An 18,738-nucleotide genomic window follows, 5' to 3' on the forward strand; every position below is an offset into this window, starting at 1 on the left:
GGGTTCGCCATGCAAGCATAGCTCCTACGGTAGATGCATCCTCAAGCTATTACTTCGATCACCACCTTGCCCCGACAGCGACCCGTGCGGCTGCGATCATAGGCTTTCTGGCTCTGCGCCAGAGGAAAAACGCTGTCGATGATGGGGCGCAGTTTGCCGCTTTCCACCAGCTCCGAGAGGGTGTCCAGATCCCGTGTCCAGGATTCCACCACCACGGTGCCGCAGTGCTTTCCGAACACCCGGTAGAACGGTGTGATCAGCATGGAGCGGGTGTCACCGCCGGTGGAGATGAACCAGCCATCTTCAGCGATCAGGGCATCACAGGTGCGCGGGGATTCGTAGGAGGTCACGTCGAAGACCAGATCGAAGGAACCAGCGGTGTTCCGGTAGTCACCCTGGGTGTAATCGATGATCTCGTCGGCACCCAGTTCGCGAGCGAAGTCAGCATTGCGGCCACTACAGACCCCGGTAACGTGCAAGCCCATTGCCTTGGCAATCTGAACGGCAAAGGTACCGACCCCCCCGGAAGCGCCGATGATCAATACGCTTTTGCCGGCTTCCGCCTTGCCCTTACGCAGTCCCTGTAACGCCGTCTGTGCCGCCAACGGCATGGAGGCTGCCTGCTGGAACGTTAGCGACGGCGGCTTTTTGGCAATGCGCTTCTGGTCGATGCGCGTCAGTTCCGCCAGAGACGCGGTGCGCGGGCGCATATCCATGCCGTAAACCGCATCGCCGATCTCGAAGTCCCGCACCTTGCTGCCCTTGTCGATAATCACGCCGGCCAGATCGTCACCGAAGAAGGGCGGCAGCTTGTTAACCAGCAGGGGGGTAAACGCCACGGCCGCATGGTAGTTCAACTTCCAGTCCTTGGGGTTCACGGATGCCCCATGAACCTGCACCAGCACATCATTGGCTCCCAGGCGGGTGGGCGCAGAGATGGTGTTCAGGACCAATTCGGCAGACAGGCCCCAGCCTGATGTGGTGATCGCTTTCATGGATACGGCTCCGTGGTGAAATCAGCGAATTCAAGCTTAACAAAGGAGGGCGTGAAGGGAGCGGTCAGATAGCGCCAAGGGAGCGGCGGTTTGTGTCAATACAACGGCAAGCCAAGCATACGCTGCAATGCCGGTAACTACTTCAGGTATGAGAATGGGCTGAGCCGCGACGCAGCTTTCAGCCCGGATCCACCTTGCCGCGCAGGGATTTGGTTCTGCCGCGTTTGGTTTTGCTGTCCATGCGCCGTCGCTTGCTGCCCAGGGTGGGGCGGGTGGCCTTACGGCTTTTCTGTTCCACCGTCACGCTCTTGATCAACTGGGCCAACCGGGCCAGGGCATTTTCCTTGTTCATTTCCTGAGTGCGAAACTGCTGTGCTTTTATCACCACCACGCCATCGCTGGTGATGCGCTGATCACTGAGGGCTAGCAGGCGTTCCTTGTAGCGTTCCGGCAGGGAGGAGGCGCGAATATCGAAGCGCAGATGAATTGCGGAGGCGACCTTGTTCACATTCTGGCCGCCGCTGCCCTGGGCGCGGATTGCCTGAAGGTCGATTTCCTGTTCCGCCAGGGACAGGTTGGGAGTGATTTGCAGCATGGGGGTACTGTAGCGGCTTCGGGGAAAGAGGAGCAAGTGACGCCGCTGCATGAACAGCGTCTCAAGGTGTGAACCCGAGTGCCGATGAGGAACGCCTGCAGCGTATTCGATACTGCTGCAGGCGTTTGCTTTAATTCTTCACATCACGGTCATAGTTGAGCCGCTTGGCCGCATCCAGGGTCAGCAACTGCATGAAGGCCTTGGTTTCGGAATCCGAGCCGGTAGGCGTATTACCGTCACCACCGCCAAAGACATACTGCGGCACCTTGCGCTGGGCGAAGGCTTCAGCCCAGATTTTCTGGATTTCGATTTCCGCATCCAGCTTCTGCGCCAGGGCGTTATCCGCCTGCAGCACCGCTTTCTTCTGGTAGGCTTCTGCATCGGCCAGGGTACGACGGGTTTCCGCTTCGATGCGCGCTTTTTCCAGGTTGACCTGGGCGGTCTGTTTGTCGATTTCCGCCTGTTCCTGTTTTTTCTGCGCTTCGGTAATGGCCAGCTGTTTCTCGGTCTCCGCTTCCGTGGTGCGCTGGATCTGGTCCACCTTGGCCTTGGCCTGACGCTCCGCCACTTCCCGCTCACCCCGGGCGATGGCCAGCAACCGCTGCTCTTCTTCCTGCACCCGTTGCTCGCGGGCAATAGCACGGTCGGCTGAGGCTTTCTGCTTGAGTTGCATACGCTCTACAAAACGCTGGTTCGGGTCCATCTGGGTGATACGGGCTTCCACTACTGAAACCCCGTAATCGATAAACCTCTGGGATTTGCGCCGCGGAATACCGGTATCATCGAGCATCTTTCGCACCACAAACACCACTTTGGAGTCGTCGCCGTAATCTTTCTGTTGGGTGCCCAAGGCGACATTGGCGCTGCCTTTGACTTCGTTGACCCGTTTTTCGCTGATCTCTTCGCGACGAACAATATAGATGCCATTGATCATCTGGTTTTCGAACTCGGTGTTGAACTCGGTACGACCACCGGAGTAATACTCTTCAGCGCTCATCAACGACGCATTGGCCTGCAAGGTTTCCTTGAAAGCCGGAATCAGTGCCGTACGCAGCAAGTTTTCCGGGTTGCGGTATTCATGAGCCAGTTGCAGGAAGCTGTCCTTGTCGGTGGGGATGGTAAAACGCACGGTAGCCTGTGCATCAGCGTCAACCTGATCAAGGAACATGATGTTCTGGGGTGGCAGTGCGGCTGACGTTTCAGAACTTTCTACTTCCACATAGGCAAGATCTTCCGTGCCGCCCTTTACCGCCTGAACGGTCAGCGCGCGCTTCCAGGAATTCCAGCGACCGAAGAAAAAGAACTGGTAACCCACATCGGACACCACCTGTTCCTGACCGGTGATGGTGCGCACGTGATATACATAGCCAGGCTCGGCATAGAAGATGGATTTGTTCGCCACAAACACCAGTACCAGCACAGCGATGACCGTGCCAACCAATCCCGGCAAGGGTAATACACCCTTGAGCTTGTCCTTGAGCATGATTTTCCCCCAGAGAGTCAATGTGAAAGGGGAATATTTTAGTGAGCATTCCGGGAAAGAATAGTGGGCAATGTCTTACATTTGCGATCTTGCGGATAGAAGGGGAAAGCGTGACAGGGCGGGGAACAAGAGTCTGATGAGCGAGGGATCAGTTGCGAAAACCCTGACGTGCCGGCTTGTCGCAACTGGTACCTCGTTAATCGCGATTCACCCCACCGGCACCGCAAAGTGAATCATCGCATGCACCTGCAGCTCACCAACAAGGAAGCCGAGTAACGCCCCCACGGTAATCAGAATCCATTCATCCTGCTGGAAGGCCGGCCTGAGTAATCCCTCGAATTCCTCTTCGGTAAGCTCCTGCATTTTTTCTACCATGAGGTTCTTCAGGTCCATGGCTTCTTCGGCATAGGCTTCCATGTGGGTGAGCGTTTCCGGCAGGTGCTGCATCACCTTCTCGGACACGGAGCGCTTCATTTCCTGATACCGGGTGCTGCCCACGGCGAACACCACCAGCGGCTTGGCCAGGCCGGCCTGTTCATCCATGGTGCGCTGCACCTGTTTCTGGACCAGGCCGAACAACCGGTCGGACATGGGGCCAGTCAGGATGGCGCCGATCACCGCCGCCGGAGTAACGATCTCCGTGGCCACCAGTTCCCCATAACGCGCTGCCACCTGTTTGCGGCGGCGCAGGAACAGGCCCTGCCATTCGAACAGCCCCAGATAACGCACCGGCTGTTTCGGGTTGAAGATCATCTTCAACGCCAGCCAGTCGGTAAACCAGCCGGTGAACAGACCAAACAACGGAATCACCCAGATGTTATGGGTAAAGGCCCAGACGATGGCCTGCACAATACCGATGGCAAAACCGAAATAGATGCCGGAGTTACGAATGAACTTGAATTCCACATGACCGGCTTCCAGAAACACCCGGTTAAGCAGTTCCTTGTCGCGCACCAGCGCGCTGGTGACCAGATCCTTGAGATCGAACACCCGGGTAATGTTGCTTTTGATATCCGTCATGATCTGCTCGACCATGTGCGGCGCTTCATTCTGGATACGCTGGATCAGCAGGTTCTTCACGGATTCCGGGGCGGACTCCCATAGCCCTGGCTGGTACTCGGCAGCGACCTCGCGGGTAATGTCTTCCACCGCGCGAATCAGCGGATCGCGAATCTCGGCAGCCACCCGCTGGGGGTCCAACTTATCGAACACATCTTCAGGTTTGAGTAAGCGCTCCATCATCAGATCGCAGGCCACGCTCGCCATGGTGGCGGCCTTGCGCGGTACGATACCCTGCCAGCCCAGAAAGGGTCGCCAGCCCACAAACTTCAGTGGTTTGAACATCATTTTGATGGCCACCACCTTGGTGTAATAACCAATGGCAGCGGCCACAAACGGCATGGCCAGATAGAGCAGCCAGTTGGCCTGAAGGTCCGCCAGAATCAGATTGGGATCGGTAATCACAGGCTACTCCTCACTCACTGCGGCTTCGCTCAACAACGCCCACACCTTGCTGCCCACCGGGCTGATGTGGAGAGTTTCACGGCGTACTTTCAATTTCGGGGAGTGCGCCTTCAGCGCCGCTTCCGCCTTGCGATAATCACTGTCGCCTTCCAGCAGTTCGTAATCCGTGCGCCGCTCCTCACTGAACCCGGATGCCACCACCAGGCCACGGGCAAACAGACGGCTAAGGTAAAAGGCGATGAAATCCGTACATTGGATACCGGCAGCCCGCCCAATGTTGGAATGTCGGTGCAACACTTCCCCGCGGGACAGGCGACCACCGGTGAACAGCGTCAACATGGGAAACCCACTGCCATCGGACAGGGCGGCCAGCAAGCGGGCTTCGTCGGCCGTGGTGCCGGCCAGAACCTGGCTGATCAGCATGGCGCGAGCCTGCTCCTGGCTCTGTTCCATGGACACTTCCAGCAACTGCTGAAAACTGTCGGCCGCGCCCCCCAGACTGCCGGGCGGTTCCAACCCTTCCAGGCGATGTTTCAGCCCCTGCAGGACATCCTGTTCCACTTGATGGAGGCGTTCATCGGCACGCTGCACCGGTGGTAACTGATACAACAAATGCTGTATTCGCGCCCGCAGGGCGGCGGGCGAGAGTGGGGAATCAGACACGGTTGTTTCCTGTTCTTATTGTGGTTTCGGGTCTTGCTGGCTTACCGATGTTTCCCGATATCGCCGGAAATAAACAAAGACCGCTTTATTATTGAGTGTGCTCGGTTTTCATTTTAGTGCAAGTTACTGTCCGTATGTTTTACGCAACGCCATGGATTCACGGCCGTTCGCGTAAACTCATGACGCGTTCGCGCAGGTCATCCGCACGTACCTGTTCCGGTGCCACCGCGTCCCCCACCGCCAGTTTGATCCGCGACCAGAAGCGGCGCGGCAGCCGGGTGAGGGCCTTGCCTCCCTTGTGGCTGAAAAAACTGCCCCACAGACCGGACAGGGCCATGGGGATCACCGGCACTGGATAATCGGCGACAATCTTTTCAATCCCGGCGCGAAATTCGGCCACCTCGCCGTCGTCGGTGAGCTTGCCTTCCGGGAAGATGCACACCACTTCGCCTGCCTCCAGCTCCTCACGGATGCGCACGAACGCACGCTCATAAATCACCGGATTGCGGATTTTGGAATCGATGGGGATGGTCTTGCCGGTACGGAAAATATAGTTGAGCAGTGGCATGTCATAGATGGGCTTGAACATGACAAAGCGCACCGGACGACGGATGGCCCCGGCCAAAAGCAGGGCATCCACATAGCTCACATGGTTGCACACCAGCATGCAGGGCCCTTCGTCGGGAATATGCTCCATGCCATGGTGTTTCACCCGGTACATGGTGTGGGTCAGCATCCACACCAGCAGGCGAATGAGAAATTCCGGCACCACCGTATAGATGTAGCTGGCCACCAGCACATTGGCCAGCGCCAGCGCCAGGAAGAACTGCGGCACGGTCAGTTCCAGCACACCCACCAGCACGATGCCGGCCACTGCCGACCCCACCATCAACAGGGCATTGAGAATGTTGTTGGCGGCGATGATTCGCGACAGGTGCTTGGGATTGCTGCGGTGCTGGATAAAGGCGAACAGCGGCACAATATAAAAGCCGCCAAACACACCGATGCCAAGCAAGTCCATCAGTACCCGGTAGCCACCGGCCTGTTGCAGAAAGCCGGCGATATCTACCTGGCCATTGCCTTGCAGCCCGGCATAGGAAAAGAACAGATCCACCCCGAACACGCTCAGGCCGATGGAACCCAGCGGCACCAGCCCCAGCTCTACCCGCTTGCCGGAAAGCTTTTCACAGAGAAAAGAGCCCAGCCCGATGCCGATGGAAAAGGTGCCAAGCAGCACGGCGTAGAGACCGTCGGTACCCAGCAGGTAGTCGTCCACGTAGACCTTGAGCTGGGTGGTATAGGCGGCGCCGAGAAACCAGAACCAGGAGATCCCCAGCACGCACATCCAGACAGATTTCACCTCCCGGGCATAGCCAACGATATGCCAGGTTTCCTTCCACAGGTTCCAGTTTATTTTCAGGCCATCGTCCGCCGCCGGTGCCGAGGGAATGCCACGTGCGGCCAGGTAGCCAAGCAAGGCCAGCCCCACCACCGTGATAGCCACCACACCATCACCCACGCCATCCATCTTCAACAACACCCCGGAAATGGAGCCCAGCAGAATGGCCAGGAAGGTGCCCATTTCCACCAGCGCATTACCGGATACCAGTTCCTTGTCATCCAGCTGCTGGGGAATGATGGAGTATTTGATGGGCCCGAAGAAGGTGGACTGCAGGCCCATACAAAACAGGACGCCAAGCAGGAAATACACCGCGTCGAAAAAGAAGCCCACCGCGGCGGCGGACATGATGCAGACTTCCACGAACTTGATCTTGCGGACCAGCGACGCCTTGTCGTATTTATCCGCCACCTGACCCGCTAGCGCGGAGAACAGGAAGAAGGGCAGGATAAACAGGGCCAGAGCGACATTATTAAGGGTGTTGACGCTGACGGCGGTGACCGCCCCGGAGGCAATCAACAGTATCAGTGCCTGGCGAAACACGTTGTCGTTGAACGCTCCGAGAAACTGGGTAAAGAAGAAAGGCCCGAAGCGGCGTGACGCCAGCAGAGAGAACAACCCTTTTTTCATTTTGTCGCCTTTTCATTCTTATTTCAGGAGAAACGGCAAGCCGCCTGAAGACTGATCGTTGCGCGCTGAAAATCCGGGCGCGGCTGTTGTGTTAACAATTACCAGTAGCTGTGATTCGCATTGTCGCTTGTTACTTTCCCGGCCAGCTATTCAGGTAATGCTCCAGCAATGAATCCAGCATGGCCTGTTCATCCACATCCCCGGCCACATCCAGTTTGTTTTCCGCCGCCAGTACGGCAATACCGTGGACGCTGCTCCACAGCGTCCGCGCAGCCAGGTGAATCGCCGGGCCGGATTGGCCGTCGGCCAGTCGGGCCACTTGTTGCTCCACCTGGGCAAACAACCGGGCGGTGCGCTGCAGATACCAGTCCGGTACCGGCGCCGCCTTCTGCATGCGATGCATGAAGACCATCTGCCACAGGGCTGTCTGCTCCCGGGCAAGATCCAGGTAAGCGCTGGCCATGTGGTGCAGGGCCTGCTGCGGGGAGACGGTTTTGCCGGTTTCCATATCCGCCAGCAGGGCATCCAACGTGGCCGCGTTGGCATGCAGAATCAGGTCATCAAGATTGGCGAAAACGTGATACAGCATACCCGGGGTATAACGGATGCGCTCTGCCACCTTGCGCACACTGAGTTTCGCCAGCCCCTGTTCCGCCACCAGTTCGCGCACCGCATGAACGGCCAGCGCCTGCAGTTCCTCGCGGCTGTGTTGGTTACGACGTGCCACCGGTATTCCTTATTGCTGATGCCATTTTCCGCATGGACCTTGTGGGAGCGATCGCTCGACCGATCCCACAGATGATCTGATTCAGGACGGTTGCAACCTGGCCAGAATCACCCGCGCCCGCTCGGCCTGACTGTCACCGATGCCGGCATCGGCCATGCGCCTGTCCAGACTGTCGATCTGACCATCGCCTGTCTGCCAGTCACAGTGAATCTCACTGTGCCACAACAGACGGCATTCTTCCTGCCGTTGTTGGATTTGCTGCAGCGTCTGCTTGCTGTCGCTGAGCCGTTCGGCAAGACCGCGCCCCTGAGCATCCCGATTCTGACTCTGCCCGAACAGCGCTTCCTGGGTTCTGGCCAGGGACTGTTCGTGGCGCAGGGTTTTCAACTGGTCTGCCGCTTGCTGGATGAAACGTTGGTATTCCGCTTCCTGCTGGTTGAGGGCAATGCCCTGTTGTTCCAGGCGCGCCTGCTGCTGTTCCAGGTCCGCCAGCCGTTTACCGATATCCAGAGCCAGCGCTTCCTCGCTGGCGGCCAGAGCCTGGCGGGCACCATCTTCGTAGTAGCCTATCTGACCAAGCAACTCGTCGCTGCGGCGGCGGTTAAGTTTTTGCTCAGCCATCAACCGCGCCAGCTGTCGGCGGGCATCACGCAGGGACTGTTCCGTTTCATAGAGCTGCTGATCGAGCAACAGCATGTCGTTGGCATTGACGATCTGTTCCATGCTGACACGGGCCTGGCCGCGCATCAGGGTTTTCAGTTTGTTCCAGGCGGTCGCCATGATGATTCTCCAGAGTTTGGTCGTTATCCAGGGGCCTGACAAAACCTTGGGGGTTGTCCCAGGCCGGCGTCAGGCGTTCTTCACTCCGTGTATTCCTTGAGCAGGCGCTCGGTCTTCGCCTCACTGATGCGGTTGATCAGTCGCCGGGCTTCGTGGTCGTCGCGCAGGGTCTTGGCCAGGGTGATGGTGGAGCCCACCACGAACATGATGCCCATCACCAGGTAGCCCTTGATCCACAGGTCCGTGGGCAACCAGACGATACCCAGAATCATCAGGCCCAGGCTGATGCCGAAGGCCGCTTTCACGTAGAACAACCAGCCGCCGGAATGACGTTGAATCGCGCTCTCGTCCATGGGGTTTCCCTCTCGGTTTGTGTTGTTGTTTGTTTAACGATGTTTAATAAACAACATTGCTAAACATCGTTCAACAAAGAGGGTGTTACCGATTATGTGGCGGGGTGTTCAATAGGGGGAAGCGCGATAAATCAGGTACCACCCGGGCGGCGGCCTACCGGGCGAGCCGGGTTGCCGGCGACAATGGTCCAGGGTTCCACGTCCCGGGTGACCACGGCCCCCATGCCGACCACCGCATGATCGCCAATGGTGACCCCATCGACGATGCCGGCCCTGGCCCCGATCCACACATCCCGACCGATGCGGATCCCCTTCGAGGTCACCGGCTGCTCGCGGACCAGTCGGTTCGCGTCCAGTCCGTGGTTAAACGCATAGAGGGTGCAGTAAGCGGCAATGCGGCTGTCGTCGCCGATCTGGATGCCCGCGGCACCGCCATCCAGGGTCACATGATGGTTGAGGCTGACCCGTTCGCCCAGGCGGATCGGGCCATGAATGACGCAATCTGCAGCGATCTGGCAGCCATCAGCCACGATAATGTCGCGAACAGGCTCAGCCAACAGTACCGCCTGGGGCGCCACAAAACAGTCCTGCCCGAAACGAACGGTTTCCAGCGCCATCAGGCTTTGCTGGATATCCCGCTGCCAGGGCTCTGCCCAGGCACGGTGCTTCGCTTTCAGGCGACCGTACAGCCAGGGCATGTAGGCCAGGCGTTTTTTATGTTGTTCGCGGTAGTCCGGGTGAGTCATGGGGTTCAGTTACAAGTTGAAAGTTCAAAGTTTCAAGGCGCGAGAAGAGCACTAGCTAAACCCGCAAGCCGTGCCCGCGCAACACCCTCATCGTTAAGCGCGGGCCGGCCGGTTTTCATGTGGCTCATGCCGTGTTCGCGTTGCAACTTTAAACTTTCAACTTATAACTGTCCTTTAGCAGCCAGCCCGGAATGCAGTAGCATTGGCCGCACATCATAAGGAGAACACGGTATGAAACAGCTTGGGGTTCTGGCGGGGTTACTGATAGTAAGCATGGTGAGCGGCTGCAAGACCATGGAAGCCGCCATGCCCTGGGTGGACATGGGCAACCAGATGGCCAAGAACGCCGGCTACGACACCGACTCGAAACTGGCCGCCGGCATCAAGGAAGCCCTGATCACCGGCACCGACCGGGCCAGCACCCAACTCTCCCAGACCGGGGCATTCAATCTGAAGCTGCCCGCGGCCGCCCAGCCAGTTGCCGATACCCTGCGCCAGTTCGGTTTCGGCAGCTATGTGGATAAGGTGGAAACGGCCATGAACCGTGGCGCGGAGCAGGCGGTGGCGGAAGCGGCACCGGTGTTCAAGCAGGCCATCACCAGCATGAGCGTCAATGATGCCCTGGGAATTATCCGTGGCGGCGATACCGCGGCCACCGCCTATTTTCGGGGTGAGACCGAAAGCAGCCTGCGCCAGCGCTACCAGCCGATTGTGGAAGACAACCTGAAAAAGACCGGCTTCTACGACCAGTATAAGAGCCTGCTTGCGGTGTACGATAAGTTACCACTCACTAACAAGCCCAGTATGAACCTGGAAAGCTACGTCATCGACAACAGCATGGACGAACTCTACACCCGCATCGGCGAACAGGAATCCCTGATCCGCCAGAACCCCATGCAACAGGGCAGTGCGCTGATCGGTGCGGTGTTTGGTTCAGGCCAGGGCGGGTAAAAAAGCGGGGGGCGGCCGTAGGAACGTCGCTACGCTCCTACGGCACAGGTTGGTTACGCCACCTGCGCTGCCGTGAGCAGGGCAAAGCGATTCAGGATGGTGCGGGCATCATCGCATTCGCGCACTTCCGGCAGATGACTATCCACTTGTTGCTGGGTGAGCCCCTCACCACGCAAGGCCTGCAGGTAGGCGCGCATCACATCGGCGCTGAATTCCGGATGAAACTGCACCCCCCAGACCCGCTCTCCATAGCGGAAGGCCTGACAGGCATCGTGGCCGTTGCTGGCCAGGACCATGGCGCCGGGGGGCGGAGTCAGTACTGACTGACGATGCACCACTTGTGCCCACGGATGTCCGGCGATGGCGCCTAACAGGGCATCCTGTCGTCCGGCACCGGTCAACCGCAGGGCAATCGTGCCCACTTCCAGACCCATGGGGTTATCCGCCACTTCGCCACCCAGGGCGTGAGCCAACAGCTGGTGGCCAAAACACAGCCCCAGGACCGGCACTTGCACCGCCTCGTGAACCAGGGTGTATAACCAGCGCATCAACGTCCGCATCCATGGCGCCTGATCGGTGACCATGGCGTGGGAACCGGCAATGACCACGCCCGCCAGCTCGCTCAGGGCAGGAAACGGCCCCCCCTGTTCCGCATCAATGACCATGACATCGGTGACCGACCCCAGTCCCTGGTGTATCCAGGCCTCGAAGTCACCGTAATGGGCGCTGATCTGCGGGAAGGTGCTGCCGGTCTTGATGATGGCAATGGGTTTGATCTGATTCATGGCCTGTCCACCGTACTGTCCTTGTCTGGTTTCCTTTATACAGAGCAAGGGCTGTACCAACTTCTCAACGCGCCAAATCTTTGTGTAGGAACGGAGCGTAGCGGAGTAACGCACGTAGTTCTGTGCGGCCCGAAGGGTGAGCGTAGCGAATATACCTCTTGAGGGGCGAACCACGCGTCAGCGTGAAAATCGCCCGCAGGGCGATCAGCAATATCAGAGCTTGGCAGGCTGCATTGAGGGTTCGCCTTGCCATATTGCCTCGCTACGCTCGGTTCGCCCCTCAAGAGGAGCTCCTACAGGGGCTTCGATACAGGCTATCACGCCGCGTCACGGCTGGAGGGCGCTATCGGAGATCTCGATGCCGCGGGCAGGTGGTGAGGTGATCGTTGACCATGCCGGTGGCCTGCATGAAGGCATAGACGATAGTAGGGCCGACAAATTTGAAGCCACGTTTTTTCAGCGCCTTGCTCATGGCTTCAGCCACCGGGGTAACGGCGGGTACCTCCTTGAGGGTGTGGAAATGATTGATCTGCGGGCTACCATCGACAAAGTCCCAGAGGAAATCGCTCAAGGTCAGGCCCTCGTCACGCAGGGCCAGATAGGACCGGGCGTTGCCGATGGTGGCAGCCACTTTCAGACGGTTGCGGATAATCCCCGCATCCTGGAGCAGGGCGGCTACCTTGCGGTCGTCATAGCGAACGATCTTTTCCGCGTCGAAACCGTCGAATACCTTGCGATAGTGCTCACGCTTGCGCAGCACGGTAATCCAGCTCAGGCCGGCCTGGGCACCTTCCAGGTTCAGGCATTCGAACAGGGCCCGATCATCGTATTCGGGAACCCCCCATTCATGGTCGTGGTAGTGCTGGTAGAGCGGGTCATCCCCGCACCAGGGACAGCGGTCGTTCATCTCTTTTCTCTTCCGTTGTTGCACAGTCAAAAGACGCTTGGTAATCGGCCAGGGTCTGGCCCGCACGTACCGGGTAGCTGTCTTCCAGGGTCTGCAGGATAACGATGCGATCCACCCGAAAATGGCGGAAGGCGCCGCGCAGTTCACACCAGCCCGCCAGGGTCCAGCAGTGGCCCCAGAAGTATAGTCCCAGAGGCCAAATCACTCGCCGGCTATGTTGATCCTGCAGATCCCGGTAATGCAGGCGTACCTTCGCCCGTTCGGCGATGGCCTGCTGCAACGGATCGAGCATGGCGCCCAGCATGCGCCGCTCCGGTAGCGGCGGGGCGCTCACCGGTGGCGTCATGGCGCGCAACTGGGCCGGCACCGCCATGGCCAGCTTTTCCTGTACCGCCGCCAGGGCTTGCGCCTGGCGCCGGCCGGCCCAGCCCTGGGCCATGGCCAGACCGGTGAGCAGGGCCTGCCATTCCTCCACGCTGAACATTAACGGCGGCAGCTGATAGCCCTCCAGCAACGCATAGCCTTTACCCGCCTGGGAATAGATGGGCACGCTACTGGCAGAAAGGTGATCAATATCCCGATAGATAGTCCGTTCCGATACCGCCAATCGCTGCGCCAATGTCTGGGCGGTGGTCCACTGGCTGGCACCAATAATCTGCACGATCTGAAACAAGCGTTCCGCGCGTCGCATGCTCTTTCCCTGTTATCGCACTGGTTATGCCACTCTGGCCATCGACATTACCCGAGCCAGCCTGGTGCGTCATTCTACCGGTTCACTCCTGACACCCTGCTGTCAGTAGTCGTCCGGCCAGCGGTATCACCGGCCCGGTCGGCCCGGTATACTTGGCGCCTTTCGCGGCAATCGAACTCGAACAACAGGATTCAGCATGGCGGAACAACCGCAGACGGACATCATGACATTCCAGGGCCTGATTCTGGCCCTGCAACAGTACTGGGCCGAACAGGGGTGCGTGGTCGTACAACCCCTGGATATGGAAGTGGGCGCGGGTACCTTTCACCCCTCCACCTTCCTGCGCGCCATCGGCCCGGAAAACTGGAACAGTGCCTACGTGCAGCCTTCCCGCCGGCCCACCGATGGCCGCTACGGGGAAAACCCCAACCGGCTGCAGCACTATTACCAGTTCCAGGTGGTACTGAAACCGTCTCCGGACAATATTCAGGAGCTGTATCTGGGTTCCCTGCGGATGCTGGGTTTTGATCCGCTGGTCCACGATATCCGCTTCGTGGAAGACAACTGGGAATCACCCACTCTGGGTGCCTGGGGTCTGGGTTGGGAAGTGTGGCTCAACGGTATGGAAGTCACCCAGTTCACCTACTTCCAGCAGGTGGGCGGCATCGACTGCTACCCGGTCACCGGCGAGATCACCTATGGTCTGGAACGTCTGGCCATGTATATCCAGGGCGTGGATTCGGTCTACGACCTGGTCTGGTCCGACGGCCCGTTCGGCAAGGTCACCTACGGTGACGTGTTCCTGCAGAACGAAATCGAGATGTCCACGTTCAACTTCGAACACGCCAACGTGGATGAACTGTTCAAGCAGTTCGACCTGTTCGAGGGCGAATCCACCAAACTGATCGAGGCCGGCCTGCCGTTGCCCGCCTATGAGTATGTGCTGAAAGCCTCCCATACCTTCAACCTGCTGGATGCCCGCAAGGCCATCTCCGTCACCGAACGTCAGCGCTTTATTCTGCGTGTGCGCACCCTGGCCCGGGCCGTCGCCCAGGCCTACTTCGACAAGCGGCGTTCGCTTGGCTTCCCCATGGCGGATGCCAGCATCCGCGAGGAAGTAGAAACGGAATTGAAAAAGCAGGATGAAAAGGCCGCAAAGCAGGCCGCCGAAAAGAAGGGGAAGCAATAATGTCCCGGGATTTGCTGATTGAACTGGGCACCGAAGAACTGCCCCCCAAGGCGCTGCCCACTCTGAGTGCGGCGCTGACGGAAGAATTTGTTCGCCAACTGGATGAAGCCGGCCTCAACCACGGTGAGGTAGAAAGCTTTGCCGCCCCGCGCCGTCTGGCTGTGCTGGTGCGAGGTCTGGATGACAAGCAGGCCGATCGGGATATCGAACGCCAGGGCCCGGCCGTGCAGGCCGCCTTCGACAAGGACGGTAACCCCACCAAGGCCGCGCAAGGGTTTGCGTCCTCTCTGGGATTAACCGTGGACCAGCTGGGTCGTCAGGACACCGGCAAAGGGGAGCGCCTGGTGGCGCAGATCACCGAGAAGGGCAAACCCGCCGCTGAATTGATTCCCGACTTCTTTGCCCAGGCGGTACAGAAGCTGCCGATCCCCAAGCGCATGCGCTGGGGCAAACGCAAGGTCCAGTTCGTGCGCCCGGCGCACTGGCTGGTGGCCCTGTTCGGTGATGAGGTGGTGCCCTTCGAGCTGCTGGATCTGCACGCCGGGCGCACCAGTTACGGCCACCGTTTCCATGCCCCCGGCGCCATCGAGCTGGCTACCGCCAGCGACTACGCCGAGCGCATGGAAAAAGACGGTCATGTGATCGCCGACTTCGCTCGCCGCAAGGCGATGATTGAAGAACAGGCCATCGCCGCCGGCAAGGAAGCCGGTGGTACCGCGCAGATCGACCCGGATCTGCTCAATGAAGTCACCGCCCTGGTGGAATGGCCACTGGCGCTGATGGGTAGCTTCGACGACGACTTCCTGCGCGTGCCCCAGGAAGCACTGATCAGCGCCATGGAAGAGCACCAGAAATATTTCTCGGTGCTCGATGCCAACGGCAAGCTGATGCCGCGCTTCATCACCATCAGCAATATCCAGTCCAAGGATCCCCAGCAGGTGATCCACGGCAACGAGAAGGTGATTCGCCCGCGCCTGGCGGATGCGGCCTTCTTCTACGACAACGACTGCAAGAAGACCCTGGCCCAGCACGGCAAGGGGCTGGCCAATGTGGTATTCCAGCAACAGCTGGGCACCGTGGCTGACAAGTGCGCACGTATTGGCGCACTGGCCGCCATTATCGCCGAGCAAATCGGAGGCGATGCCGAACAGGCCAAGCTGGCTGGTGAGCTGAGCAAGGCGGACCTGAACAGCGAAATGGTCGGTGAGTTCGACACCATGCAGGGCATCATGGGTTTCTATCTGGCGCGCCTGGAAGGCCAGCCGGAGGAAGTGGCCCAGGCCCTGTACGAGCAGTACCTGCCGCGTTTCGCCGGCGACAAGCTGCCGCAGAGCAAGACCGGTATGGCCGTGTCCCTGGCCGACAAGATCGATACCCTGGTGGGCATCTTCGGCATCGGCCAGAAGCCCAGCGGTACCAAGGACCCCTACGCCCTGCGTCGGGCTACCCTGGGTGTGCTGCGTATCATCATCGAAAACCAGCTGGATGTGGACCTTCACCATCTGCTGGAAAAAGCCGGTGATCAGCTGGAGCTGCGTATCAACCGCGCCGAGGCTGCGGAAGCCTTCGAGTTCATCAAGGGTCGCTACCGGGCCATCTACCAGGAGCAGGGCATTGCTACACCGGTGATCCTGTCGGTACTGGCCATCGACGATGCCTGTCGCAAGCCGCTGGATTTCGACCGCCGGGTGAAAGCCGTGGCCGCCTTCCAGCCTCGGGAAGAAGCCCAGGCCCTGGCCGCCGCCAACAAGCGGGTGTCCAATATCCTCGCCAAGCTGGATCAGGCACCGCCGGAGGAAATCGATGGGGCTCTGCTGGAAGACGAGGCCGAGCAGACCCTCACCGATCTGGTGGTGGCCAGCTACGAGCAGTCCGAACCGCTGCTTGAGAAAGGGGACTATCAAGGCGTGCTGGAAATGCTGGCTGAGCTGCGCGAGCCGGTGGATGCCTTCTTCGACACCGTCATGGTAATGGCGGACGACGAGGCCGTGCGCAACAACCGCCTGGCCCTGCTGGCCTTCCTGCGCGACCTGTTCCTGAATGTGGCGGATATCAGTCTGCTGCAGGAATGACGAACAGCTAGACGCAACACGAGAAAAAACGAGGCCGCTTCCAAGCGGCCTTTGTTTATCCCGTAGGCGCGTCGCTGGCGGCACGATACCGGTTGCTTCTTGGTAATCTGTAACCCTCTCGCCATGCAAGCATGGCTCCTACGAACATGATTGGTATTGGGCAAGAAAGGCATGAACAAACTCATCATCCTCGACCGAGACGGTGTCATTAACGAAGACTCCGACGCCTATATCAAAACCTTAAACGAGTGGATTCCATTACCGGGCAGCATTGACGCCATCGCCCGTCTCAGCCGGGCAGGCTATACCGTGGTGGTGGCCACCAACCAGTCCGGTATTGCCCGTGGCTACTTTGATGTGGCGACACTGGATGCCATGCATGAACGGCTGGCAGATCTGGTTCGTGCAGCGGGCGGCGAGATCGGCAAGGTGTTTTATTGCCCCCACGGCCCGGACGATGGTTGCGACTGCCGCAAGCCCGCTCCCGGCCTGATCGACCAGATTGTTACCGAGTATGGCGATGTCACCGGCACGCCCCTGATTGGTGATAGCCTACGGGACCTGGAAGCCGGGGTAGCCCGTGGTTGCCAACCTGTACTGGTATTAACCGGAAAGGGCGCCAAGACACAGGACAAAGGCTTGCCGACTACGCTGGGCCATGTCGATATCTACGACTCCCTGGCGGATTTTACAGATCATATTTTGAAGGATTAGGCATGACCCAGCACACGCATTATTCGCTGCCCATCAAGATACGCAGCATTCTGTTTTTTGTGCTGTATAACCTGGCCGGCATTATCCACAGTGTCTTCTGCGTACTGATTGGCCCCTTCCTTCCCTACCGCCGTCGCTATAATTTCGTCAATCTGTGGACCGGCTTTGCCATGTGGCTGCTGCAGCGGCTTAACGGCGTGCGCATTCAGGTGGAAGGGCGTGAGAATCTGCCTCCAGGGGCTTTCGTAGTCTTGGCGAATCACCAGAGCAGTTTCGAAACCTTTTATATGCAATTGCTGATCAGACCACAGGCCACCGTACTCAAGCGCGAGTTACTGTGGCTGCCTTTTTTCGGCTGGGGTCTGGCCTTGCTAAAACCGATTACCATCAATCGCAGCAATGGCAGTGCGGCACTAAAATCTGTACTGCAGCAAGGCAAGCAACGCCTGCAAGCTGGCATTCCCGTGGTGATTTACCCGGAGGGTACACGCCAGGCACCGGGCACCCTGGGTAAATTCAATCATGGTGGTTCCATGCTGGCGTGTCAGGCTGGCGTCCCGGTTGTGGCCATTACCCATAACAGCGGCAATTGCTGGCCCGCCCGTTCCTGGATGCGCCTGCCTGGGACGATTACCTTACGCATCAGCCCGCCGATTAACAGTGACGGTAAAAAGGCTAAACAGGTTACCGAAGAAGCAGAAAACTGGATTCACCAGCATTACCCTCAATAGTTTTAAAATCGTTTTTTTATTGTCCATCTATCACGAGTTTAATTGCCTTTCCCCGCTAAAATAACTAGAGTTTGTGCCGCTGTTAATCATCGATAACAAGGGCTACTCAATGAGCATTAATCTTGATGAACTTTCCGTTGATGAACTGGAAAAACTGATCAAGCAAGCGGAAACCGCACTGGACAAGAAGCGCAAGGCAGAGCTGAAAAATGCTCAGGCGGTACTTGAGAAAATGGCCAAGGATCTGGGCGTCTCTCCGGAAGCATTGCTGAAGGATACCGCCGGCAAAAAGAAAACCACCCGCAAAAAAGCCGCCAAGAAGAAAACCGGTGTGCGTCGTCCGGCCAAGGTGAAATACCGCGATCCGAACGATAGCAGCAACACCTGGACCGGCCGCGGCAAACGTCCGTTGTGGCTGCAGGGCGCACTGGAGAAGGGCGCCAAGCTGGAAGATTTCGCGGTCGAGTAAACAACAACGTTTACCCGATACGCGACAAAAAAAGCGAACCGTAAGGGTTCGCTTTTTTTTATCTGCTTATTTCAGGCTAGCCCCTTAACCCCGCCGGTAACCGGTTATTCGGCAGTGTGCCTTCCTGGCCAACCGATGCCGTGAGTCCCTGACAGGCCGGAATCAAAACCGTCACTATTGCCAATAGCAAAAGGCCAGTGAGACCCGTCAGCGGTAAATGGCTTAACAGCTTTGCCCTGCGACGCTTATCGCTACGGTAATCCTTTTCCTTTTTCACCATGCGGCTCCTTTCATCCCTGATCTGCAGAGCAGTTTTCCCGACCCTCAGATTGTCGCCCTATGACAGCGGACAGTCCGGGCATAGAGGGTCCGGAAAAGTCACGACCTCTTTACG

The 18,738-nt window shown here is 58.5% G+C and carries 19 protein-coding genes; 6 read left to right on the top strand and 13 right to left on the bottom strand.

Annotated elements, in window-relative coordinates; all coding sequences use genetic code 11:
* Nucleotides 1-41: 41 nt before the first annotated feature.
* From Q0Y02_RS10240 to Q0Y02_RS10285, 10 genes are all read right to left on the bottom strand, one after another.
* Nucleotides 42-995: an NAD(P)-dependent alcohol dehydrogenase gene (locus Q0Y02_RS10240; protein ID WP_297767625.1), complete on the bottom strand. Its 954-nt coding sequence runs from the start codon at nt 993-995 to the stop codon at nt 42-44.
* A gap of 178 nt (nt 996-1,173) precedes the next feature.
* The gene (arfB, locus tag Q0Y02_RS10245; protein WP_035245718.1) at nt 1,174-1,590 is read right to left on the bottom strand and encodes an alternative ribosome rescue aminoacyl-tRNA hydrolase ArfB; all 417 of its coding nucleotides are present in this window, start codon (nt 1,588-1,590) and stop codon (nt 1,174-1,176) included.
* 130 nt (nt 1,591-1,720) lie between these two features.
* Nucleotides 1,721-3,073, bottom strand: coding sequence for an SPFH domain-containing protein (locus tag Q0Y02_RS10250; RefSeq protein WP_052042499.1), 1,353 nt, complete (start codon nt 3,071-3,073; stop codon nt 1,721-1,723).
* A gap of 207 nt (nt 3,074-3,280) precedes the next feature.
* Nucleotides 3,281-4,474 carry a DUF445 domain-containing protein gene (locus tag Q0Y02_RS10255; RefSeq protein ID WP_289622860.1) on the bottom strand — a complete coding sequence of 398 codons (1,194 nt, stop codon included), beginning with the start codon at nt 4,472-4,474 and terminating at the stop codon, nt 3,281-3,283.
* Between the two features lie 66 nt (nt 4,475-4,540).
* Complete coding sequence (locus Q0Y02_RS10260) at nt 4,541-5,200, bottom strand: hypothetical protein (protein WP_297767632.1); 660 nt, start codon at nt 5,198-5,200, stop codon at nt 4,541-4,543.
* A gap of 157 nt (nt 5,201-5,357) precedes the next feature.
* Complete coding sequence (locus Q0Y02_RS10265; RefSeq protein WP_297767634.1) at nt 5,358-7,229, bottom strand: MFS transporter; 1,872 nt, start codon at nt 7,227-7,229, stop codon at nt 5,358-5,360.
* A gap of 130 nt (nt 7,230-7,359) precedes the next feature.
* Entirely contained in the window at nt 7,360-7,956 is a 597-nt protein-coding gene (locus Q0Y02_RS10270) for a TetR/AcrR family transcriptional regulator (protein WP_297767636.1), read from the bottom strand.
* Between the two features lie 81 nt (nt 7,957-8,037).
* Nucleotides 8,038-8,736: a PspA/IM30 family protein gene (locus Q0Y02_RS10275; protein ID WP_297767639.1), complete on the bottom strand. Its 699-nt coding sequence runs from the start codon at nt 8,734-8,736 to the stop codon at nt 8,038-8,040.
* An 80-nt stretch (nt 8,737-8,816) separates the two neighbouring features.
* Nucleotides 8,817-9,089: a YiaA/YiaB family inner membrane protein gene (locus tag Q0Y02_RS10280; RefSeq protein ID WP_035245713.1), complete on the bottom strand. Its 273-nt coding sequence runs from the start codon at nt 9,087-9,089 to the stop codon at nt 8,817-8,819.
* 131 nt (nt 9,090-9,220) lie between these two features.
* Complete coding sequence (locus Q0Y02_RS10285) at nt 9,221-9,835, bottom strand: acyltransferase (RefSeq protein WP_297767643.1); 615 nt, start codon at nt 9,833-9,835, stop codon at nt 9,221-9,223.
* Nucleotides 9,836-10,066: 231 nt separating this feature from the next.
* Between Q0Y02_RS10285 and Q0Y02_RS10290 the strand changes: the two genes are divergently transcribed.
* Entirely contained in the window at nt 10,067-10,786 is a 720-nt protein-coding gene (locus tag Q0Y02_RS10290; protein WP_297767645.1) for a DUF4197 domain-containing protein, read from the top strand.
* Between the two features lie 53 nt (nt 10,787-10,839).
* Here Q0Y02_RS10290 and Q0Y02_RS10295 read toward each other — a convergent pair whose 3' ends face one another.
* The 3 genes from Q0Y02_RS10295 to Q0Y02_RS10305 all read right to left on the bottom strand — a co-directional run bounded on the left by Q0Y02_RS10295 (nt 10,840) and on the right by Q0Y02_RS10305 (nt 13,169).
* Nucleotides 10,840-11,571: a glutamine amidotransferase gene (locus Q0Y02_RS10295; RefSeq protein WP_297767649.1), complete on the bottom strand. Its 732-nt coding sequence runs from the start codon at nt 11,569-11,571 to the stop codon at nt 10,840-10,842.
* A gap of 343 nt (nt 11,572-11,914) precedes the next feature.
* Nucleotides 11,915-12,478 (bottom strand): DNA-3-methyladenine glycosylase I, encoded by a 564-nt coding sequence (locus tag Q0Y02_RS10300; protein WP_297767651.1) that lies wholly within the window; start codon nt 12,476-12,478, stop codon nt 11,915-11,917.
* Complete coding sequence (locus Q0Y02_RS10305) at nt 12,447-13,169, bottom strand: YafY family protein (RefSeq protein WP_297767653.1); 723 nt, start codon at nt 13,167-13,169, stop codon at nt 12,447-12,449. Before Q0Y02_RS10305 ends, Q0Y02_RS10300 begins: the two co-directional genes overlap by 32 nt.
* 196 nt (nt 13,170-13,365) lie before the next feature.
* On the opposite strand from Q0Y02_RS10305, the gene glyQ reads away from it, so the two are divergent.
* From glyQ to Q0Y02_RS10330, 5 genes are all read left to right on the top strand, one after another.
* Nucleotides 13,366-14,358 (top strand): glycine--tRNA ligase subunit alpha, encoded by a 993-nt coding sequence (glyQ, locus tag Q0Y02_RS10310; protein ID WP_297767656.1) that lies wholly within the window; start codon nt 13,366-13,368, stop codon nt 14,356-14,358.
* Nucleotides 14,358-16,430 (top strand): glycine--tRNA ligase subunit beta, encoded by a 2,073-nt coding sequence (gene glyS / locus Q0Y02_RS10315; RefSeq protein WP_297767659.1) that lies wholly within the window; start codon nt 14,358-14,360, stop codon nt 16,428-16,430. The genes glyQ and glyS overlap by 1 nt, the downstream gene beginning before the upstream one ends.
* Before the next feature lie 171 nt (nt 16,431-16,601).
* Nucleotides 16,602-17,144: a D-glycero-beta-D-manno-heptose 1,7-bisphosphate 7-phosphatase gene (gmhB, locus tag Q0Y02_RS10320; RefSeq protein ID WP_297767662.1), complete on the top strand. Its 543-nt coding sequence runs from the start codon at nt 16,602-16,604 to the stop codon at nt 17,142-17,144.
* Nucleotides 17,145-17,146: 2 nt separating this feature from the next.
* Nucleotides 17,147-17,875 carry a lysophospholipid acyltransferase family protein gene (locus Q0Y02_RS10325; RefSeq protein ID WP_297767665.1) on the top strand — a complete coding sequence of 243 codons (729 nt, stop codon included), beginning with the start codon at nt 17,147-17,149 and terminating at the stop codon, nt 17,873-17,875.
* A 109-nt stretch (nt 17,876-17,984) separates the two neighbouring features.
* Nucleotides 17,985-18,344: an H-NS histone family protein gene (locus Q0Y02_RS10330; protein ID WP_290536932.1), complete on the top strand. Its 360-nt coding sequence runs from the start codon at nt 17,985-17,987 to the stop codon at nt 18,342-18,344.
* Nucleotides 18,345-18,738 lie beyond the last annotated feature (394 nt).

Origin of the sequence: uncultured Alcanivorax sp. (assembly GCF_947258575.1) — a bacterium.
GTDB lineage: Bacteria > Pseudomonadota > Gammaproteobacteria > Pseudomonadales > Alcanivoracaceae > Alcanivorax.

What these genes read in the sequence shown, in the direction of transcription:
- Q0Y02_RS10300 (WP_297767651.1), bottom strand. Translation starts at nt 12,478, where the DNA reads ATGAACGACCGCTGTCCCTGGTGCGGGGATGACCCGCTCTACCAGCAC.
- Q0Y02_RS10330 (WP_290536932.1), top strand. Translation starts at nt 17,985, where the DNA reads ATGAGCATTAATCTTGATGAACTTTCCGTTGATGAACTGGAAAAACTG.
- Q0Y02_RS10240 (WP_297767625.1), bottom strand. Translation starts at nt 995, where the DNA reads ATGAAAGCGATCACCACATCAGGCTGGGGCCTGTCTGCCGAATTGGTC.
- Q0Y02_RS10290 (WP_297767645.1), top strand. Translation starts at nt 10,067, where the DNA reads ATGAAACAGCTTGGGGTTCTGGCGGGGTTACTGATAGTAAGCATGGTG.
- Q0Y02_RS10255 (WP_289622860.1), bottom strand. Translation starts at nt 4,474, where the DNA reads ATGCCGTTTGTGGCCGCTGCCATTGGTTATTACACCAAGGTGGTGGCC.
- gmhB (WP_297767662.1), top strand. Translation starts at nt 16,602, where the DNA reads ATGAACAAACTCATCATCCTCGACCGAGACGGTGTCATTAACGAAGAC.
- Q0Y02_RS10305 (WP_297767653.1), bottom strand. Translation starts at nt 13,169, where the DNA reads ATGCGACGCGCGGAACGCTTGTTTCAGATCGTGCAGATTATTGGTGCC.
- glyQ (WP_297767656.1), top strand. Translation starts at nt 13,366, where the DNA reads ATGGCGGAACAACCGCAGACGGACATCATGACATTCCAGGGCCTGATT.
- Q0Y02_RS10295 (WP_297767649.1), bottom strand. Translation starts at nt 11,571, where the DNA reads ATGAATCAGATCAAACCCATTGCCATCATCAAGACCGGCAGCACCTTC.
- Q0Y02_RS10280 (WP_035245713.1), bottom strand. Translation starts at nt 9,089, where the DNA reads ATGGACGAGAGCGCGATTCAACGTCATTCCGGCGGCTGGTTGTTCTAC.
- Q0Y02_RS10325 (WP_297767665.1), top strand. Translation starts at nt 17,147, where the DNA reads ATGACCCAGCACACGCATTATTCGCTGCCCATCAAGATACGCAGCATT.
- Q0Y02_RS10250 (WP_052042499.1), bottom strand. Translation starts at nt 3,073, where the DNA reads ATGCTCAAGGACAAGCTCAAGGGTGTATTACCCTTGCCGGGATTGGTT.
- glyS (WP_297767659.1), top strand. Translation starts at nt 14,358, where the DNA reads ATGTCCCGGGATTTGCTGATTGAACTGGGCACCGAAGAACTGCCCCCC.
- Q0Y02_RS10285 (WP_297767643.1), bottom strand. Translation starts at nt 9,835, where the DNA reads ATGACTCACCCGGACTACCGCGAACAACATAAAAAACGCCTGGCCTAC.
- Q0Y02_RS10275 (WP_297767639.1), bottom strand. Translation starts at nt 8,736, where the DNA reads ATGGCGACCGCCTGGAACAAACTGAAAACCCTGATGCGCGGCCAGGCC.
- arfB (WP_035245718.1), bottom strand. Translation starts at nt 1,590, where the DNA reads ATGCTGCAAATCACTCCCAACCTGTCCCTGGCGGAACAGGAAATCGAC.
- Q0Y02_RS10265 (WP_297767634.1), bottom strand. Translation starts at nt 7,229, where the DNA reads ATGAAAAAAGGGTTGTTCTCTCTGCTGGCGTCACGCCGCTTCGGGCCT.